Below are 17424 nucleotides of genomic sequence, written 5' to 3' on the forward strand. Positions count from 1 at the left end.
GCAAGTCAAACGAACACGGGGTCGACAGGAGCTCGACATGGGGTGGCGACGTCGCTGGACGGTGACGGAGCAGGGACAGCGTGGGGAGGGGAACTCGCAGGTGTCGGACCACCAGGCCAATCTCGGTCTCGTGTGGGAACAGGTGCTCGAGGAGCTCTCCTCCGGCACCCTCTCACGGGCCCAACTCGCCTGGATGCGGGTGGTCCGCCCCATCGGGTTGCTGGACGGCACCGCGCTGTTGGCCGCTCCGAGCGACTTCGCGAAGGACGCCATCGAACGGGCGTTGCGCGACCCCATCGTCGAGGCGTTGTCCCGACACCTCGGGCGGCCCATCTCGCTGGCGGTCAAGGTCGACGTGATCGCGCCGGCGCCCGATCCCGGTCAGCAGGGCCACCAGCCCCACCACGAGAGCACTCCCACCCCTCCGTTCGGCACCGTGCTGCCGATGGGCGGCTACGCGGGGGATTCCCGTCCCCGCCACCCCGGTCCGCGCGCGGAGCCCACTGGCCGACCTGGCTCGATCTACGACCCGGTGGGGCCGCTCCCGGAGGAGTCGGGGGAGCGGCCCGGCCCGGCCCACCCGCCGTCCCCCGGGTATCCCGGCTCGGTGAGCGGTGTCGACCGCGACCACCACGGCCTCGTCGAGGACCAGGACGAGCGGGAGGCGGAGGACGACGTGCTCGGCCAGGTCGCCGCCCCGGCGAACGAGGTCTGGCACAACGTCAGGGCGCAGACGCCCCCGGTCGGGGCCGCGCTTCCCTCGGACCAGCTCGGCCACCCCCAGGTCGGGGGCCTGCCGCAGGGGGGCGCCGAGGCCTACACCGCGCCACGGCACGGACCGCCGAGTTCGCAGACCCGGCTGAACGCCAAGTACAACTTCGACACCTTCGTCATCGGAGCCTCCAACCGGTTCGCGCACGCCGCCGCCGTGGCGGTGGCCGAAGCCCCGGCCCGCGCCTACAACCCCCTGTTCATCTGGGGGGAGTCCGGGCTGGGGAAGACGCATCTGCTCCACGCCGTCGGGCACTACGCCCAGCGCCTCTTCCCGGGGATGCGGGTCCGCTACGTCTCGACGGAGGAGTTCACCAACGACTTCATCAACTCCCTGCGGGACGACCGCAAGGTCGCCTTCCAGCGCCGCTACCGCGACGTCGACGTGCTGCTGGTCGACGACGTGCAGTTCCTGGAGGGCAAGGAGGGCACCCAGGAGGAGTTCTTCCACACCTTCAACACGCTGCACAACTCGAACAAGCAGATCGTGGTCTCCTCCGACCGGCCGCCCAAGAGGCTGGAGACCCTGGAGGACCGGCTGCGAACGCGTTTCGAGTGGGGTCTGATCACCGACATCCAGCCACCGGAGCTGGAGACGAGGATCGCCATCCTGCGGAAGAAGGCCGCCCAGGACCGGCTGGCCGCGCCGGCCGAGGTGCTCGAGTTCATCGCCGCCAGGATCGAGCGGAACATCCGGGAGCTGGAGGGGGCGCTGATCCGGGTCACCGCCTTCGCCTCGCTGAACCGGCAACCGGTCGACGTGCACCTCGCCGAGATCGTCATGCGGGACCTCATCCCGGACTCCCAGGCGCCGGAGATCACCGCGCCGACGATCATGGCGGTGACGGCGGACTTCTTCAAGGTGAGCATGGACGACCTGTGCGGACCGGGGAAGATGAAGGTGCTCGCCCAGGCCCGCCAGATCTCGATGTACCTGTGCCGGGAGCTGACCGACCTCTCCCTGCCGAAGATCGGGCAGATCTTCGGTGGCCGCGACCACACGACGGTGATGTACGCGGACAAGAAGATCCGCAAGGAGATGGCGGAACGGCGCAGGATCTACGACCAGGTCCAGGAGCTGACCTCCCGGATCAAGCAGCGCGCGCGGGCCCAGGGCTGACGGCCCACCGCTCGGCTCCTCCGCTGGACGGTCGTCAGCCGCTCCGCCCACGCCGGCGACGAGGGCTGCCGCCGCCCTCCCGACGCTCCGGTCGGCTCGTGGGGTCGCGCTCCGACTGACGCGCGGTTCGGCGCGGAGGGCGGACGGTCGCGCCGGGGAGGTTTTCTGCGACTGGGGAGACCGCGCTGCGGCGGGTCTCGCATTCGTCAGGGCCCGGGGTGCCCCGATCGGGGATGGCCGTCGACGACGCGGGGCGCGCTCGCGACACCTCACGGGGTTCCGGCGGTTCGGCGGCGTCGCGCCCGGGGCGAGGAGGGGACGAACCCGGGGTCGGGCCGGCTCGGGCCGGGCCGCCGCTCCCGGGCCCACCGGATTCGTCCGAGGTGCCCGGCTGGTACGCGGAGGGCGGCCGACGCGGGCCCGGAGGAGCATCGCTCTAGGCTGGTCCACGAGGCGACGCGGGTGCGGCGAACCGTGCCGAGGTCGACCCGCCCGGGGAAGCCCCCGGCACGGGGGCGCACCGGTCGTAGCCCGCGGTTTTTCTGCGACTGGGGAGGCCGCGCCTGGGGGCCCCCGAGATTCGTCGCCGGCGGTTCGGCGCTGGTGCTCCGGGGGCACGTTCCCGGGGGTGCGGGGGCGGTGCCCCGGCTGCGCCCGGTCCCCACCCCGGCTCTACGGTGATCACGAACGCCGTGGCACGCCCCGGCCGGCTCCTGGTCGTCGCGTCCGGCCCCGCACCGCTCCCGCCCGGCCACACACGCGGGGCAGTGGTCGAGTCCCGCCGGGTCGGGTGCCACCCGGCGTCGCATCCAGGCGGTTTTCTGTGGCTGGGGAGGCCGCGCCTGGGGGTCCCCGAGATTCATCATGCGCCGTGCGGGCGGGAAGTGTTCCCCCTTCGCCGAGGACGTCCTCGCCTCGGGCCGTCGGAGGAGGCGCCGGCCTCGGAGCGCCTCCTCCCCGCCGCCCCTCGCCGCTGGACCCGCGCACGTCGCCAGCCTCCGCCCGCTCGGGGCTCACCCGCCGTCAGGGGCGTCCCCTCGGCCGTTCCGGGCGGCCAGGTCGCGCCCTGCTGGTTCGTCGGGCGGCCAGGTGGGCCGAGCCGCCGGCGGGGCGCGGTACGAGCCAGGAGGCGGGTACCGGGCTCCTCGGAGTGGCCAGCCCCGGCCCCGGGGTGGGGCGGTCGCAGGGGCTCCCCGGCGAGCCAACCGTTTCTGTCGGTGCGTTGCCCGAGACTGCGTGCCGTGGGAGAAATCCGGCGGGCGCACACCTGTACACAGCCCCGATCGGGGGAGATCCAGACCACTTCCACCCTGTGCATGACCTGGGTACAACTACCCCCAAATCTGTGGATGGATCTGTGGACAACTCGCGCCACCTGTGGACAGAGTGTGGATGAAGAAGATTCATCCACAGTGAAGGAAATTCATCCACCGATCCACCCCCAGGCTGTCCACACCCCCTCATGCCGTGTCAGCAGGGACAACGAGGGTTATCCACACAATCCACAGCCCCTACTACGAGCACTACATTTCTCTCTTGAAGAGAAGAAAAAAGAAAAACAGGGGGTGGGGACAAGTCGCTCCGCCGCGCCCTCAGAAAGCCCGGGAAGGGCAGCCCCGCCGTCGAGGGCTCGGAGCCAGGCTCTACGGTGGTGTCCCGCGCCTCGCCTGCCAGCGGCTCGAGCTCAGAGCGTCGGTCTGGCTCCGAGCGCCAGCAGCATCCGGCCCGACTGTCGACTCCCGTGGTGGACCGCGATCTCCGGCGCACCGGTCATGATCGCAACGGCCCGAAAGGACGCCAGATGAAGATCCGTGTCGAGCGAGACGGTCTCGCAGACGCCGTTGCCTGGGTCGCACGGAGCCTCCCATCCCGCCCACCGGTCCCGGTGCTCGGCGGCGTGCTCCTCGACACCGGCTCCGAGTCCACCTCCGAGCACGACGACGGAGACCAGACCCTGACGGTCTCCGGCTTCGACTACGAGGTGTCCGCGCAGGTCGGCGTGCCGGCGACGGTCGTCACTCCCGGCCGGGCACTGGTCTCGGGCCGGCTCCTCGCCGACATCACGAAGTCGTTGCCCAACCAGCCGGTCGACATCACCATCGACGGTGCACGCGCCACCATCACCTGCGGGAACTCCCGGTTCAGCCTCCCCACCATGCCCGCCGAGGACTACCCCCAGCTGCCCTCGATGCCGGAACTCGCCGGGGCGGTCGCGGGTGACGTGTTCTCGGAGGCCGTCGCCCAGGTCGCGGTGGCCGCCGGCAAGGACGACACCCTGCCGATGCTGACCGGGACGCGCGTCGAGATCGAGGGAGACCGCATCACGCTGGTCGCCACCGACCGCTTCCGGCTCGCCGTCCGCGAGTTCGCCTGGGAGCCCACCAGCGAGGCCTCCAGCGGGACCGCCGTCCTCGTGCCCGCCAGGACCCTGGCCGAGGCCGCCAAGACACTCGGCGGTTCCGGGAGCCGGGTGGAGCTCTCGCTCGCCTCCGGAGACGGTCTGCTCGGTCTGGCCGGCAACGGCCGCCGCACCACCAGCAGGCTGCTCGACGCCGAGTTCCCCAAGTACCGCCAGCTGCTGCCCAGCGAGCACACCGCCAGCGCCGTGCTCGGCGTGGCCCCCCTCGTCGACGCGATCAAGCGCGTCTCGCTGGTCGCCGAGCGTGGTGCCCAGGTTCGGCTCGAGTTCACCGAGTCCAGCCTGCGCCTCTCCGCCGGAGGTGACGACGAGGGCAGCGCCGAGGAGGAGTTGCCGCTCGACTTCCAGGGCGAGCCCCTCACGATCGCCTTCAACCCCGGCTACCTGTTGGACGGCCTGAGCGCCGTGCGCACCGAACGAGCGCACCTCTCCTTCACCGCGTCCAGCCGGCCCGCCCTGATCAAGCCCGTCGGCGAGGAGGGCCAGGTCCTCCCCGGCTACCTGTACCTGCTGATGCCGGTCCGCCTGCCCGGCTGACGCGGTCCCACCGGGCGAGGTCGTCGAGCCGCACGCGGTGACCAGCACCGACGGGGCGACGTAGGACACGTGCCCGCCGGGTGTGCCGTGCCTTTCGTTCGGATTGACCCGAACCGGTCGTGGCGGCGACGATGTCGCCCCAACCGCAGCATCAGGAAACGGGGGAGTACTCGTGCAGCTCGGACTGGTCGGTCTCGGCAAGATGGGCTTCAACATGCGGGAGCGGCTCAGGCGAGCCGGCCACGACGTGGTGGGCTACGACCGCGCCGCCGAGGTCCGCGACGTGGCGAGCCTGGAGGAGCTGGTCGACCAGCTCGAGGCGCCCCGCCTGGTCTGGGTGATGGTCCCCGCCGGCGACCCGACGCGGGAGACCGTCGAGCGGCTCGGTGAGCTGCTCGACGAGGGGGACCTCGTGATCGAGGGCGGCAACTCCCGTTTCAGCGATGACCAGCGGAACGCCGAGATCCTGGCCGAACGCGGCGTCCGGTACGTCGACTGCGGTGTCTCCGGTGGCGTGTGGGGCCTGGAGGAGGGCTACGGCCTGATGGCCGGCGGCGCCGCCGAGGACGTCGAGCGCGCCATGCCCGTGTTCGACGCGCTGCGGCCGGAGGGTCCTCGGGAGGAGGGCTTCGCCCACGCCGGGGGCGTCGGGGCGGGTCACTACGCGAAGATGGTGCACAACGGCATCGAGTACGGCCTGATGCAGGCCTACGCGGAGGGCTTCGAGCTGTTGGCGGCCGCACCCCAGGTGGAGAACGTGCCCGAGGTGCTCCGGGCCTGGACCCGAGGCACCGTCGTGCGGTCGTGGTTGCTCGACCTCATGGTGCAGGCCCTCGAGCGGGACCCCCAGCTGGAGAACCTCCGCGGCTACGTCGAGGACTCCGGTGAGGGCCGCTGGACCATCGAGGAGGCCATCAACAACTCGGTGCCGGCACCGGTGATGTCGGCGGCGCTGTTCGCCCGGTTCGCCTCCCGGCAGGACGACTCCCCGGCGATGCGGGCCGTGGCCGCGCTCAGGCAGCAGTTCGGCGGTCACGCCGTGCACCACGCCGGCCCCACGTCCGGCGCGGGCGACGTGCACGGCCACTGACCCCCGGCCGGCGAACGCCCGGCCACGACACCGAGGAAGCCAGCGCACGGTGCACGTCCGTCACCTCCAGGTCACCGACTTCCGGTCGTGGCCGACCGCGGAACTCACGTTCGGGCGAGGGCCCAACGTGCTCGTCGGGGCCAACGGCCAGGGCAAGACGAACCTGGTCGAGGCGGTCGGCTACCTGGCGACCCTCGGATCGCACCGTGTCTCCGGCGACGCTCCCCTGGTGCGGCACGGCGCGAGCAGCGCGATCGTGCGCGCGACCGTCGTGAACGAGGGACGGCAGCTGACGCTCGACGTCGAGATCACGCCGGGACGGACCAACCGGGCCCGGGTCAACCGGGCGCCGGTGAAGCGCCCCAGGGACATCCTCGGCATCCTGCGCACGGTCTTCTTCGGCCCGGAGGACCTGTCCCTGGTCCGGGGTGACCCGGGGGAACGCCGCCGGTTCCTCGACGAGCTGCTGGCGAGCAGGTCGCCGCGGTTCGCCGGGGTCCGGGCGGACTACGACCGGGTGCTCCGGCAGCGCAGCGCCCTGCTGAAGACGGCGGGCGGACTCCGCCGCGGGCAGCGTGGTCGGTCCGACGACGCCGCGCTGGGGACACTGGAGGTCTGGGACAACCACCTGGCCCGTTTCGGGGGCCAGCTGTTGGCCGGGCGCCTCGATCTCGTCGCCGAGCTCTCCCCGCTGGTGACGGCCGCCTACCACGAACTCGCGCCGGGGGGCGTGGCGACCGTGCGCTACCGGGACACGGCCGGGCCGGACGGCGGGGCGAGGGCCGGGCAGGGGCCCTCGGACCCCGAGGCGCTGGCCGAGGCGCTGCTGGCGGAACTCCGAAGGGTGCGTGATCAGGAACTCGACCGGGGCGTGTGCCTCGTCGGCCCGCACCGGGACGAACTCGAACTCACCATCGGCGACCTCCCCGCGCGCGGGTACGCGAGCCACGGCGAGTCCTGGTCCTTCGCGCTCGCCCTCCGCCTGGCCGCCTACGATCTGCTGCGGGCCGAGGGGAGCGAGCCGGTGCTGGTCCTCGACGACGTCTTCGCCGAACTCGACCAACGGCGGAGGAGCCGGCTGGCCGCCGTGGCGGGGCGGGCCGAGCAGGTCCTGGTCACGGCCGCGGTGGAGGAGGACGTCCCCGCCGAACTGACCGGGGGCCGGTTCGTGGTGCGGGACGGGACGGTACGACGCGGTGACTGAGCGCCGACCGTCGACGAAGGGTGACTCACGACGCGCGCCTGGGGATAAACCTGTGGATTCTGTGGATAACTCGGTGACTCCGGGCGTGGGCCCGGTCACGGGACGGGCGGCAGCGCCGGACGGGGCGAGCGGCGACCCGGCCGCCCTGTCCGGCCCCGACCTGGCCCGCGCCGCGCTCGAAGCCGCTCGTGCGCAGGTCAGAGCGGGTAGTGGCCGCCCAGGAGCGGGGCGGTCCTCCTCGGGGCGTCCTGGACGGCGCAGAGCCCGGCGCCGCGGTTGGTCGGGCGCCCGCCCCGACGAGCGGGACCCGCAGCCCCTGGGGCGGCTGGCGGTCCGGATGGTCGCCGAGCGGGGCTGGGGGGACCAGCTCGCCGGTGGCGCCCTCTTCGGCCGGTGGGACCGGTTGGTCGGCCCGGACATCGCCGAGCACGTGCGCCCGGTCACACTGCGAGATGGTGAACTGACCGTCCTGGCCGACTCGACGGCGTGGGCGACCCAGCTCAGACTGCTGCAACGGCAGCTGCTCGAACGCATCGCCGGAGCGGTCGGGCAGAACCTCGTCAGGCGGTTGCGGATCCAGGGCCCCTCGGCGCCGAGCTGGCGGTACGGCCCCAAGCACGTCCCCGGCAGGGGGCCCCGGGACACCTACGGCTGACGCCGCCCGCCCCACCAGCCAGTCCTCGCCCGGACCGCCACGCCGGTCAGCGACCTGCTGGGAGCCGCTCCACCGCGCGGTGACCCTGGCATCGGCGGGCACCCGACGGCGGGAGAGTCCCAGCCGAAGACTGAGCGGCTGCCAGCGCCATCGAAGAGGATTTTCGGCGGTTCGGACCTGGCCCTGTTCCTCTCGGCCCGCCAGCGGGGCAGCCAGGGGTGTCCTTTGCCCGCTTCTGTGGGGGTTGGGCAGTAGACTCGAAGGGGACCGCGTTCACGGCCTGCCCTCCACGACCGTGTCTTCACGTGGGTCCGGTCCTTTCCAGCCCGCGCCACAGGGACGGCGCGGGGGCCCCGACACGGGGCCAGCATCGTCGGCATGAGGAGAACCCGAGGCTCGTGGCAGCGAACGAGAACGAGTACAACGCGTCATCCATCAGCATCCTTGAGGGCCTCGACGCGGTGCGGAAGCGTCCCGGCATGTACATCGGCTCGACGGGAGAGCGTGGTCTCCACCACCTCATCCAGGAGCTGGTGGACAACTCGGTCGACGAGGCGATGGCCGGCTACGCCAGCAGGGTCGAGGTGACCCTGCTGGCCGACGGTGGAGTCCGCGTCGTCGACGACGGCCGGGGCATCCCGGTCGACATGCACCCCGTCGAGAAGCGCCCGGCGGTCGAGGTCATCCTCACCGTCCTGCACGCCGGCGGGAAGTTCGACAGCAAGTCGTACGCGGTGTCCGGTGGCCTGCACGGTGTCGGCGCCTCCGTCGTCAACGCGCTCTCCCACACCTTCGAGGTGGAGATCCACCGCGACGGCCACGTGTGGCGGCAGCGCTACTCGAAGTCCAAGCCGGTCCACCCCCTGGAGAAGGGGGAGACCACGGACCGCACGGGGACCTCGCAGACTTTCTGGGCTGATCCGGAGATCTTCGAGACCACCACGTACAACGCCGAGACGGTGGCACGGCGCCTCCAGGAGATGGCGTTCCTGAACAAGGGGCTCACCATCGTCCTGCGCGACGAGCGGGTCGACGAACAGGAGCTGGCCGAGGACGCGGAGGGGGAGGCCCCGCAGGCCACCGAGCGCGTCTTCCACTACCCCGGGGGCCTGGAGGACTTCGTCGGGCACATCAACGCCACCCGGGAGGCCGTGCACCGCAAGATCATCTCGTTCGAGGCCCAGGGGGACGGTCTCCAGGTCGAGGTGGCCATGCAGTGGAACAGCGGCTACACCCCCTCCGTGTACACCTTCGCCAACACCATCAACACCCACGAGGGCGGCACGCACGAGGAGGGGTTCCGCGCGGCGCTCACCCGCGTCGTCAACGAGTACGCGCGGGAGAAGCGGCTCCTCAAGGAGAAGGACTCCAACCTGACGGGCGACGACGTCCGCGAGGGCCTGGCGGCCATCGTGTCGATCAAGCTCGCCGAGCCGCAGTTCGAGGGGCAGACCAAGACCAAGCTGGGCAACAGCGAGGCGAAGGGCTTCGTGCAGCGGACCTGCAACGAGCACCTCGCCGACTGGTTCGAGCGTCACCCCACCGAGGCCAAGTCGATCGTGTCGAAGGCGGTGTCCTCCGCCCAGGCGAGGATGGCGGCCCGCAAGGCCCGGGAACTGGTGCGGCGCAAGGGGGCCCTCGACATCGGTGGGCTGCCCGGCAAGCTGAAGGACTGCCGTTCGCGCAACCCCGAGGAGTGCGAGCTCTACATCGTCGAGGGCGACTCGGCGGGGGGCTCCGCCAAGGAGGGGCGGGACTCGCAGTTCCAGGCGATCCTGCCGATCCGCGGCAAGATCATCAACGTGGAGAAGTCCCGACTGGACCGGGTGCTCAAGAACAACGAGGTGCAGAGCCTCATCACCGCGCTCGGCACCGGGATCCACGACGAGTTCGACCTTGGCAAGCTGCGCTACCACAAGATCGTGCTCATGGCGGACGCCGACGTCGACGGCCAGCACATCAGGACCCTGCTGCTCACCCTGCTGTTCCGCTTCATGCGCCCGCTGGTGGAGCACGGCCACGTCTACCTCGCCTCGCCCCCGTTGTACAAGGTGAAGTGGTCCCGCGCCGAGCCCGAGTACGCCTACTCCGACCGGGAGCGGGACGGCCTGATCGAGGCCGGGGTGGCGGCCGGCAAGCGGTACCCCAGGGAGGACGGGGTCCAGCGCTACAAGGGCCTCGGGGAGATGAACGCCGAGGAGCTGTGGGAGACCACGATGGACCCGGCCAACCGCCTGCTCCGCCAGGTCACCCTCGACGACGCGGCCACCGCCGACGAGCTGTTCAGCGTCCTGATGGGCGAGGACGTCGAGGCCCGCCGCTCGTTCATCACGCGCAACGCGAGGGATGTGCGCTTCCTGGACATCTGACCGGTCACCTCCAGGACGGCGGCCCGTCCACCGAACGGCCGCCGCGCACCCCTGAACCCCGCACACGAGAAGGACTGCAATGACCGAGACGACCCTGCCACCGGACGGCGATCGCATCGAGCCGGTCGACATCCAGCAGGAGATGCAGCGCTCCTACATCGACTACGCGATGAGCGTGATCGTCAGCAGGGCGCTGCCCGACGTGCGTGACGGGCTCAAGCCCGTGCACCGGCGGGTGCTCTACGCGATGTACGACGCCGGCTACCGGCCGGACCGGAGCCACGTCAAGTGCTCCCGCATCGTCGGCGACGTGATGGGCAACTACCACCCGCACGGCGACTCCAGCATCTACGACACCCTGGTGCGGCTGGCGCAACGGTGGTCGATGCGGCACCCGTTGGTCGACGGGCAGGGCAACTTCGGGTCCCCGGGCAACGACCCGGCGGCCGCCATGCGCTACACCGAGGCGAAGCTCACGCCGCTGGCGATGCAGATGCTGGCGGACATCGACGAGGACACCGTCGACTTCCGGGACAACTACGACGGCAAGACGCAGGAGCCGGACGTCCTGCCGTCCCGCATCCCCAACCTCCTCGTCAACGGAGGCGGTGGGATCGCGGTCGGCATGGCGACCAACATCCCGCCCCACAACCTGCGTGAGGTCGCCGAGGGCGTCTTCTGGGCGCTGGACAACCCGGACGCCCCCGAGGACGAGACCCTCGCCGCGATGATGAAGCGGATCAAGGGCCCGGACTTCCCGACCAGCGGGTTGATCCTGGGCACCTCCGGCATCGAGGAGGCCTACCGCACCGGTCGGGGTTCCATCCGGACCCGGGCGGTCATCGAGGTCGAGGAGGACGGCAAGGGCCGGACCATCCTCGTCGTGACCGAGCTGCCGTACCAGGTGAACCCGGACAACCTCGTCGAGGGGATCGCCGCCCTCGTCCGGGACGGCAAGCTCACCGGGATCGCCGACATCGCGGACGAGACCAACAGCCGCCGGGGCATGCGCATCGTGATCACGCTCAAGCGGGACGCGGTGGCGAAGGTCGTGCTGAACAACCTCTACAAGCACACCCAGCTCCAGAACTCCTTCGGCGTCAACATGCTCGCCCTGGTCGACGGGGTTCCCCGGACGCTGCGGCTGGACCAGGTCATCCGGCACTACGTCAAGCACCAGATCGAGGTCATCGTCCGGCGGACGCGGTACCGGCTGCGCAAGGCCGAGGAACGCGCCCACATCCTGCGGGGTCTGGTCAAGGCGCTGGACGCGCTCGACGAGGTCATCGCCCTCATCCGGGGCTCCCGGACGGTCGACATCGCGCGTTCCGGCCTGATCGACCTCCTCGACATCGACGAGAGCCAGGCGAACGCGATCCTGGAGATGCAGCTCCGCCGCCTCGCCGCCCTGGAACGCCAGAAGATCACCACCGAACTCGGCGAGATCGAGCGCGAGATCGCCGATCTCGAGGACATCCTCGCCAGGCCGGAGCGCCAGCGCTTCATCATCAAGGACGAGCTCAAGGCGATCGTCGACAAGCACGGCGAGGACCGCCGGACCCGGATCATCCCCTACGAGGGGGAGGTCTCGATCGAGGACCTGATCGCGGTCGAGGACGTGGTCGTCACCATCACCCGCACCGGCTACGCGAAGCGGACCCGCACCGACCTCTACCGCGCGCAGAAGCGCGGCGGGAAGGGCGTGCAGGGGGCGGCCCTCAAGCAGGACGACATCGTCGCCCACTTCTTCGTGTGCTCCACCCACGACTGGATCCTGTTCTTCACCAACCAGGGGCGGGTGTACCGCGCCAGGGCCTTCGAACTGCCCGAGGCCAACAGGAACGCGCGCGGCCAGCACGTGGCGAACCTGCTCGCCTTCCAGCCGGACGAGCACATCGCCCAGGTGATGCAGATCAAGGACTACCAGGCGGCCCCCTACCTGGTGCTGGCGACGAAGAAGGGCCTGGTGAAGAAGTCCCGCCTGTCGGACTTCGACTCCAACCGCTCCGGCGGGCTGATCGGCGTCAACCTCCGCGACGACGACGAGCTGGTTGGCGCGGTGCTGTGCGGGCCGGAGGACGACCTCCTCCTCGTCTCGGCGGAGGGGCAGTCCATCCGCTTCCACGCCACCGACGAGGTCCTGCGCCCGATGGGGCGCGCCACCTCGGGCGTGTTGGGCATGCGATTCAACCAGGGGGATGAACTCCTGGCGATGGCCGTCTGCCGCGAGGACAGGTTCCTGCTGGTCGCCACCACCGGTGGTTACGCCAAGCGCACCCCGATCGATGACTACCCCGTGCAGGGACGCGGCGGGAAGGGCGTGCTGACCATCCAGCACGACAAGCGTCGTGGGAGGCTTGTCGGAGCGCTCATCGTCGATCTCGACGACGAGCTCTACGCGATCACGTCGACCGGGGGCGTGATCAGGACCGCCGCCAAGGAGGTCCGCAAGGCAGGCCGTCAGACCAAGGGTGTGCGTCTCATGAACCTGGGTGAGGGCACCACGCTGCTGGCCGTGGCGCGGAACGCCGACGAGGCCGCCGACCCGGACGCCGCGGCGGGTGAGGTCGTCGACGCCGCCATCGAGAACGGGACAGCGGGGAAGGACGAGGGATGAGTTCGCCAGGCAGCCCGGACCAGCGGCAGCCCGCGGAGGGCAGCGGTTCCGAGTCGGAGTCCGCCGGGGACACCACCCCGCAGGCGGTCGGTGGGGAGAAGACGACCTTCATGACCCCGGTGGCGCCGGCGGCGGCCAAGCCGGCCACCGAGGGCGGGTCCGATCTCGCCGAGGGGGCCGACCAGCCGGCCGTCGCTGCCGAGGAACACGTGTCCACACCCCCCTGGCAGCGGTCGACCGCCCAGGCGTCCGCCGGGCAGCAGTCGCCGGGGGCCGGCGCGGGAAACCCTGAACGGCACGCTGGTCAGGGGTACGCTTCCAGCGCGGCGGCGGGGGCGTCGCCCGGGGGAAGCGAGGCGACGACCACCATGACGAAACCTGTGGGAGCCGAACAAAGCGGAGCCGTGGGACGGGCGCCGGTGAACTTCCCGGGGCCAGGAGGTCGGCCGCCGTCCTCCGGTGGTTCCGGTCTGACCGGTCGTCGGCCCGGCCGGGGGCCCCGCCGGGCGAGCCTGCAGGTGAAGCGGGTGGACCCCTGGTCCGTGCTGAAGTTGGCCCTGGTGTTGAGCGTCGCGGCGTTCTTCATCTGGCTGGTCGCGGTTGGCGTGCTCTACGGCGTCCTGGACGGCATGCGCGTCTGGGACTCCCTGAACGGGACCTACAACGACCTGACCGGTGATGCCACCGAGGGTGACCTGATCAGCGCCGGCCGGGTGTTCGGGGTGGCCGCGATCGTGGGCGCCATCAACATCGTGCTGTTCACCGCCTTGGCGACCGTGGGCGCGTTCGTCTACAATGTGTCGGCGGACCTCGCCGGCGGCATCGAGCTGACGCTGTCGGAACGCGACTGACGAGGACACCACGCGACGCCCGGCCGGGTCCCCGGCCGGGCGTCGCGTCGTCTGGTGGGTGTCCGGCGGCGCTCGCGCCCGGGACCCCCTCGGTTCGGCCGCCGCCGTGCCGGGTCACCGGGTTCGGAACGCGCCGTTCCCCGGCCCACTGGTGTCCGATCCGTGCCTCGCCGGTGTCCGAGGGGCGGGTGGCCGGCCGTCGTCGCCCGGAGCTCGCCGTGCTGGTGCGGCACCGCTGTCGTGGCCGTCGTCGTGCGGCCGAGCCACGCCAGCCGCTGGTCCGCCTCGGTGTGACCGGCGGCTGTTATCGGCCAGTGCCGGCAGTGGAGCGTTCGAGCGGCCGGCCGGGATGGTGCCCTCGGGCGGCTCGGGGGCGTGAACCCGCTGGTCGTGGCCGGTTCGAGGGGGTGGGGGAACACCGTCGATCGTCACCGGGTAGCATGGTCCACACAGCGGATGACGCACGCGACGTCAGACTGGAACTGAAGATCAGACCCGGTTTGGGGAACTGAGACGCGTGCGGTAGTCTTCACTCCGCGTCCGAGGGCCTATAGCTCAGACGGTTAGAGCGCTTCGCTGATAACGAAGAGGTCGCTGGTTCAAGTCCAGCTAGGCCCACTGCCCGATGTTCGTACTTTTCTGATCCCGGTCATCGGTACACAGGACCGGGATCGTGTGCGCCAGACGCTAGGAGGCGACCGAAAGTGAAGAAGTTGCTTGCCCTGGGTGCTGTGGCTGGCGTCGTCCTGCTGCTCGTCCGCAGGAACCGCTCCGCCAAGGCTGAGGCTGACCTCTGGCGTGAGGCTACGGCCCCTGCCGAGAGCTGATCCGAGTGCCGGGGGCTCATCGAGCTCCCGGCTTCTCGTGTGTCCGCCCGCCGCCGGTTCGGATCGGCGGGCTGGACGACAGGCCAGGCCTCGGAAGGCCTGAGCGGGGTGGTCACCACTGGTGCGCCCGGGGGACGTAGCTCAATTGGCAGAGCACCGCCTTTGCAAGGCGGGGGTTAGGGGTTCGATTCCCCTCGTCTCCACCCAGATCAACGATGGCACGCTCCACGTCGTGCCTGGGCCGTTGGGAGAGGGCGGTGGACCCGAGACGGGTTCCACCGAACCCCTGGTCATCCCCACCGCCCCACCGCCCACCTCATCCGGTGTTCCCGCTGCCTGGCCGGCACCGCGGTCCGACCGGGATGCGCCCCGCCGCGTAGGCACCTGGCGGCACTCCCATCACCCTCCGGAAGTCCGTCGTCAGGTGCGCCTGGTCGTGGTACCCGGTCTCGGCGGCGAGGGTGGCCAGCTGACCCCGCTCGGCGCGCGCCAGGACGGACCGGATGCGGTTGAGCCGGGCGAAGCGTTTCGGTGCGATCCCCACCGCGCTGGTGAAGGCGTCCCGGAGCTGCCGTTCGCTGACGTACAGCTGCCTGGACACCTCGCGCACGCCACCCCGGGGTACCAGGTCGGACAGGGCGGAGGCCGCGGCTTCCGCCAGCTCCGCTCTCGCCAGCACCGAGGAGGTCGGTGGGGCGGACGACAGGCGGCGGGTCGCCGCTTCGGCGAGCCAGCTGAGAGCCGCTTGCCGGAAACCGGCGGGGTCCCGATGTTCCCGTTCCCACCACGTGGCCGGCAGCGAGTCGTCCGGCTCACCCCACAGCTCCCGCAGCGGCACGGCCCGGTCGCCAAGTCCGCGAACCCCGCGTCCCAGCAGTTGCTCCGCCCGCCCGGCCCTGACCCGCATCCGGACGCAGCCGCCCCCGGCCTCGCCCCGGCGGTAGGTGGCCCTCGTCCTCGGCCCCAACACCACGGCACCGCCACCCCCGGACCAGAACAGCAGCGTGACCGAGGTGTCGGGTTCCTCCACCACGGTCGTGCCCCCGGCGTCGGCGACCGCCGCCCGGACGTCCGACAACCACGGGCGCAACACGGCGGGCAACGAGGACGAGAGGTTCCCATCAGGCACGTCCAGGACGGTACGCACGTTGTCCCCGTCCCGGAACCGGTCCACGGGAGGACCGCCGAAATCTGCAAGTCACCGCTCCGGCCCTCCCAGCATGCTGGCAGGCGTGATTCTGGTTACCGGCGCCACGGGCGCCATCGGCGGCAATGTCCTGCGTCTGCTCGCGGGAGGAGAACACCCCGTCCGCGCACTCTCGAGAACCCCGTCCTCGGTTCCGACCCTGTCCGGGGTGGAGGCGGTCCAAGGGGACTTCACCGATCCGGACTCGTTGCGCCGCGCCCTCGACGGGGTGAGCGCGGTCCTGTTGGTGACCGTGCCCAACCCGCCGACCGTGGCGCACGACGTCGCCCTGCTGGACGCGGCGGTCTCCGCCGGTGTTCGGCGCGTCGTGAAGCTGTCGGCGATCGGGACGGGGGAGTGGTGGAACGGTCAGCTGGTGGGGAGCTGGCACCAGGAGACCGAGGACGCGGTCCGCGGCAGCGGGCTGGACTGGACGGTGCTCCGGCCCTCGACCTTCGCCTCGAACACCCTGGGGTGGGCGCGGTCGATCGCCGTGGACGGTGTCGTGCCCGACCCGGTCGGCGGCGCCAGGCAGGGTGTCATCGACCCGAGGGACGTGGCCGGCGTCGCGGTCGCCGAGCTGGTGGGTGACCACTCCCTCGGGCGGACCCTCACCCTGACCGGTCCCGAGCTGATCAGCGCGGCCGACCAGGCGGAGGTGTTGGGCCGGCTCCTGGGGAGGACGTTGCGCGTGGAGGACCTGCCGTTGCCGGCCATGCGCGGGCGCATGGAGGAGGACGGCTGGGACAGCACGGCGATGGAGCTCGCCGTCGCCGGGACGGGGTGGGCGAGGTCCGGCGGGAACGCCGTGCTCACCCGGACCGTCGAGGAGGTGTTGGGCCGCCCGGCCGCGACCTTCGAGAAGTGGGCGGTGGACCACCTGTCGAGGTTCGGCGGGTGATGTCCGTTCCCGAGGTGTGCTGGTGAGCCCGGGGGCCAGCGCCCGTCGATCCGGGGAGGGCGACGGGCGGGGAGGGTCGGGTTCGACGCCTGGGCGGTGGCGGCCGCCGCCATGCGGGGGCCCGGCCACCGCTCGCCGGACCGGTGCCCGCCCGATCTCCGGCTGGCGGCCCGTTCCATCCAGGAGAAATGCCTTTCACACCTTCGGGGGGTGGTGTTGTCGAACGTCCGGGTGCCTGTGCCGGACGGCGATGTCCGGTTGGAGCAACTTGCCCCGGGAGCCGCGTACGTCTTCTCGACAGGGTGGGGTCATGGTTACGCTCGGCACATGAATGTCCACCCGTGGCGTTCGTCCGGCGGTGCCGGGCCTGGCTTCCTCGAACTCGCCGACGACCCCGTCGGGACGCCACGGCGGCCACCCGAGCACCAGGACCTCCCACGACCGCACCCGGAACGGGGCGGCCTGCGGCTGACTGCGACCGGCGACCGCCTGGTCCGCACCGGGGCGTGGACCGTCCCGGGACGGCTCCAGGTGGCCGCCACCCGCTGCGCGGTGCTGCTGGACATGGTGACCGCCAGGTTCACGGCTCCCGTCGTGCACCTCACGCTGGACCTGCGTGAGGTGCACTGCGTCCTCCTGGTCCCGCCGCACACGGCCGTCCGCACCGACCAGATCCACGCCGTCCGGTTCCGGGTGAGCGACCGGGTCAGCCGGTGCCGGGATCCCGGCCGAACCCTGGTCGTGGGTGGCGTGGCCCGCCACGGCCGGCTCAGGGCGCGGACCGTCGCCGACGGTGCGGGCCGGCTGAGCTGGCGGCACCGTGCGAGATGACCCGGCGGAACCGCGTGGCCCCGGGCGGACCACGCCGGGGGCCCGC

12 protein-coding genes and 2 tRNA genes are annotated in these 17424 nt (G+C 71.4%); 13 read left to right on the plus strand and 1 reads right to left on the minus strand.

The annotated features are described in order from the left end of the window. Positions 1-100 precede the first annotated feature (100 nt). The 11 genes from dnaA (at position 101) to ACOJVX_RS00055 (ending at position 14663) form a co-directional block, all read left to right on the plus strand. A complete protein-coding gene (gene dnaA, locus ACOJVX_RS00005) occupies positions 101-1891 on the plus strand; it encodes a chromosomal replication initiator protein DnaA (RefSeq protein WP_422647588.1) in 1791 nt (596 codons plus the stop codon). A gap of 1801 nt (positions 1892-3692) precedes the next feature. Beyond that, a complete protein-coding gene (dnaN, locus tag ACOJVX_RS00010; protein ID WP_026417852.1) occupies positions 3693-4847 on the plus strand; it encodes a DNA polymerase III subunit beta in 1155 nt (384 codons plus the stop codon). Positions 4848-5019: 172 nt separating this feature from the next. Beyond that, positions 5020-5937 (plus strand): phosphogluconate dehydrogenase (NAD(+)-dependent, decarboxylating), encoded by a 918-nt coding sequence (gene gnd, locus ACOJVX_RS00015; protein ID WP_026417851.1) that lies wholly within the window; start codon positions 5020-5022, stop codon positions 5935-5937. A gap of 49 nt (positions 5938-5986) precedes the next feature. Then, complete coding sequence (gene recF / locus ACOJVX_RS00020) at positions 5987-7141, plus strand: DNA replication/repair protein RecF (RefSeq protein ID WP_418154873.1); 1155 nt, start codon at positions 5987-5989, stop codon at positions 7139-7141. A gap of 61 nt (positions 7142-7202) precedes the next feature. Next, positions 7203-7796, plus strand: coding sequence for a DciA family protein (locus ACOJVX_RS00025; RefSeq protein WP_422647589.1), 594 nt, complete (start codon positions 7203-7205; stop codon positions 7794-7796). A 398-nt stretch (positions 7797-8194) separates the two neighbouring features. Beyond that, a complete protein-coding gene (gene gyrB / locus ACOJVX_RS00030) occupies positions 8195-10165 on the plus strand; it encodes a DNA topoisomerase (ATP-hydrolyzing) subunit B (protein ID WP_026417848.1) in 1971 nt (656 codons plus the stop codon). A 79-nt stretch (positions 10166-10244) separates the two neighbouring features. Then, positions 10245-12782 (plus strand): DNA gyrase subunit A, encoded by a 2538-nt coding sequence (gyrA, locus tag ACOJVX_RS00035; RefSeq protein WP_030106354.1) that lies wholly within the window; start codon positions 10245-10247, stop codon positions 12780-12782. Next, on the plus strand, positions 12779-13633 hold the full coding sequence (locus tag ACOJVX_RS00040) for a DUF3566 domain-containing protein (protein ID WP_245588707.1): 855 nt from the start codon (positions 12779-12781) through the stop codon (positions 13631-13633). Before gyrA ends, ACOJVX_RS00040 begins: the two co-directional genes overlap by 4 nt. A 544-nt stretch (positions 13634-14177) precedes the next feature. After that, a tRNA-Ile gene (locus ACOJVX_RS00045) sits at positions 14178-14251 on the plus strand. Positions 14252-14337: 86 nt separating this feature from the next. Then, complete coding sequence (locus tag ACOJVX_RS00050; protein ID WP_211215418.1) at positions 14338-14460, plus strand: DLW-39 family protein; 123 nt, start codon at positions 14338-14340, stop codon at positions 14458-14460. A gap of 130 nt (positions 14461-14590) precedes the next feature. Further along, positions 14591-14663: transfer RNA gene (locus ACOJVX_RS00055), tRNA-Ala, on the plus strand. A gap of 113 nt (positions 14664-14776) precedes the next feature. On the opposite strand, the gene ACOJVX_RS00060 is transcribed toward ACOJVX_RS00055, so the two are convergent. After that, positions 14777-15589 carry a helix-turn-helix transcriptional regulator gene (locus ACOJVX_RS00060; RefSeq protein WP_155886048.1) on the minus strand — a complete coding sequence of 271 codons (813 nt, stop codon included), beginning with the start codon at positions 15587-15589 and terminating at the stop codon, positions 14777-14779. 103 nt (positions 15590-15692) lie between these two features. Between ACOJVX_RS00060 and ACOJVX_RS00065 the strand changes: the two genes are divergently transcribed. Continuing rightward, entirely contained in the window at positions 15693-16547 is an 855-nt protein-coding gene (locus ACOJVX_RS00065; protein ID WP_026417846.1) for an NAD(P)H-binding protein, read from the plus strand. Between the two features lie 327 nt (positions 16548-16874). Next, on the plus strand, positions 16875-17378 hold the full coding sequence (locus ACOJVX_RS00070; RefSeq protein ID WP_418154878.1) for a hypothetical protein: 504 nt from the start codon (positions 16875-16877) through the stop codon (positions 17376-17378). Positions 17379-17424: the final 46 nt, after the last annotated feature.

The sequence above is a fragment of the Actinoalloteichus caeruleus genome, assembly GCF_049311605.1.
Classification (GTDB): domain Bacteria; phylum Actinomycetota; class Actinomycetes; order Mycobacteriales; family Pseudonocardiaceae; genus Actinoalloteichus_B; species Actinoalloteichus_B caeruleus.

Coding starts and splice junctions, on each gene's coding strand:
- ACOJVX_RS00040 (WP_245588707.1), top strand. CDS start 12,779: ATGAGTTCGCCAGGCAGCCCGGACCAGCGGCAGCCCGCGGAGGGCAGC.
- dnaN (WP_026417852.1), top strand. CDS start 3,693: ATGAAGATCCGTGTCGAGCGAGACGGTCTCGCAGACGCCGTTGCCTGG.
- ACOJVX_RS00070 (WP_418154878.1), top strand. CDS start 16,875: ATGAATGTCCACCCGTGGCGTTCGTCCGGCGGTGCCGGGCCTGGCTTC.
- gyrA (WP_030106354.1), top strand. CDS start 10,245: ATGACCGAGACGACCCTGCCACCGGACGGCGATCGCATCGAGCCGGTC.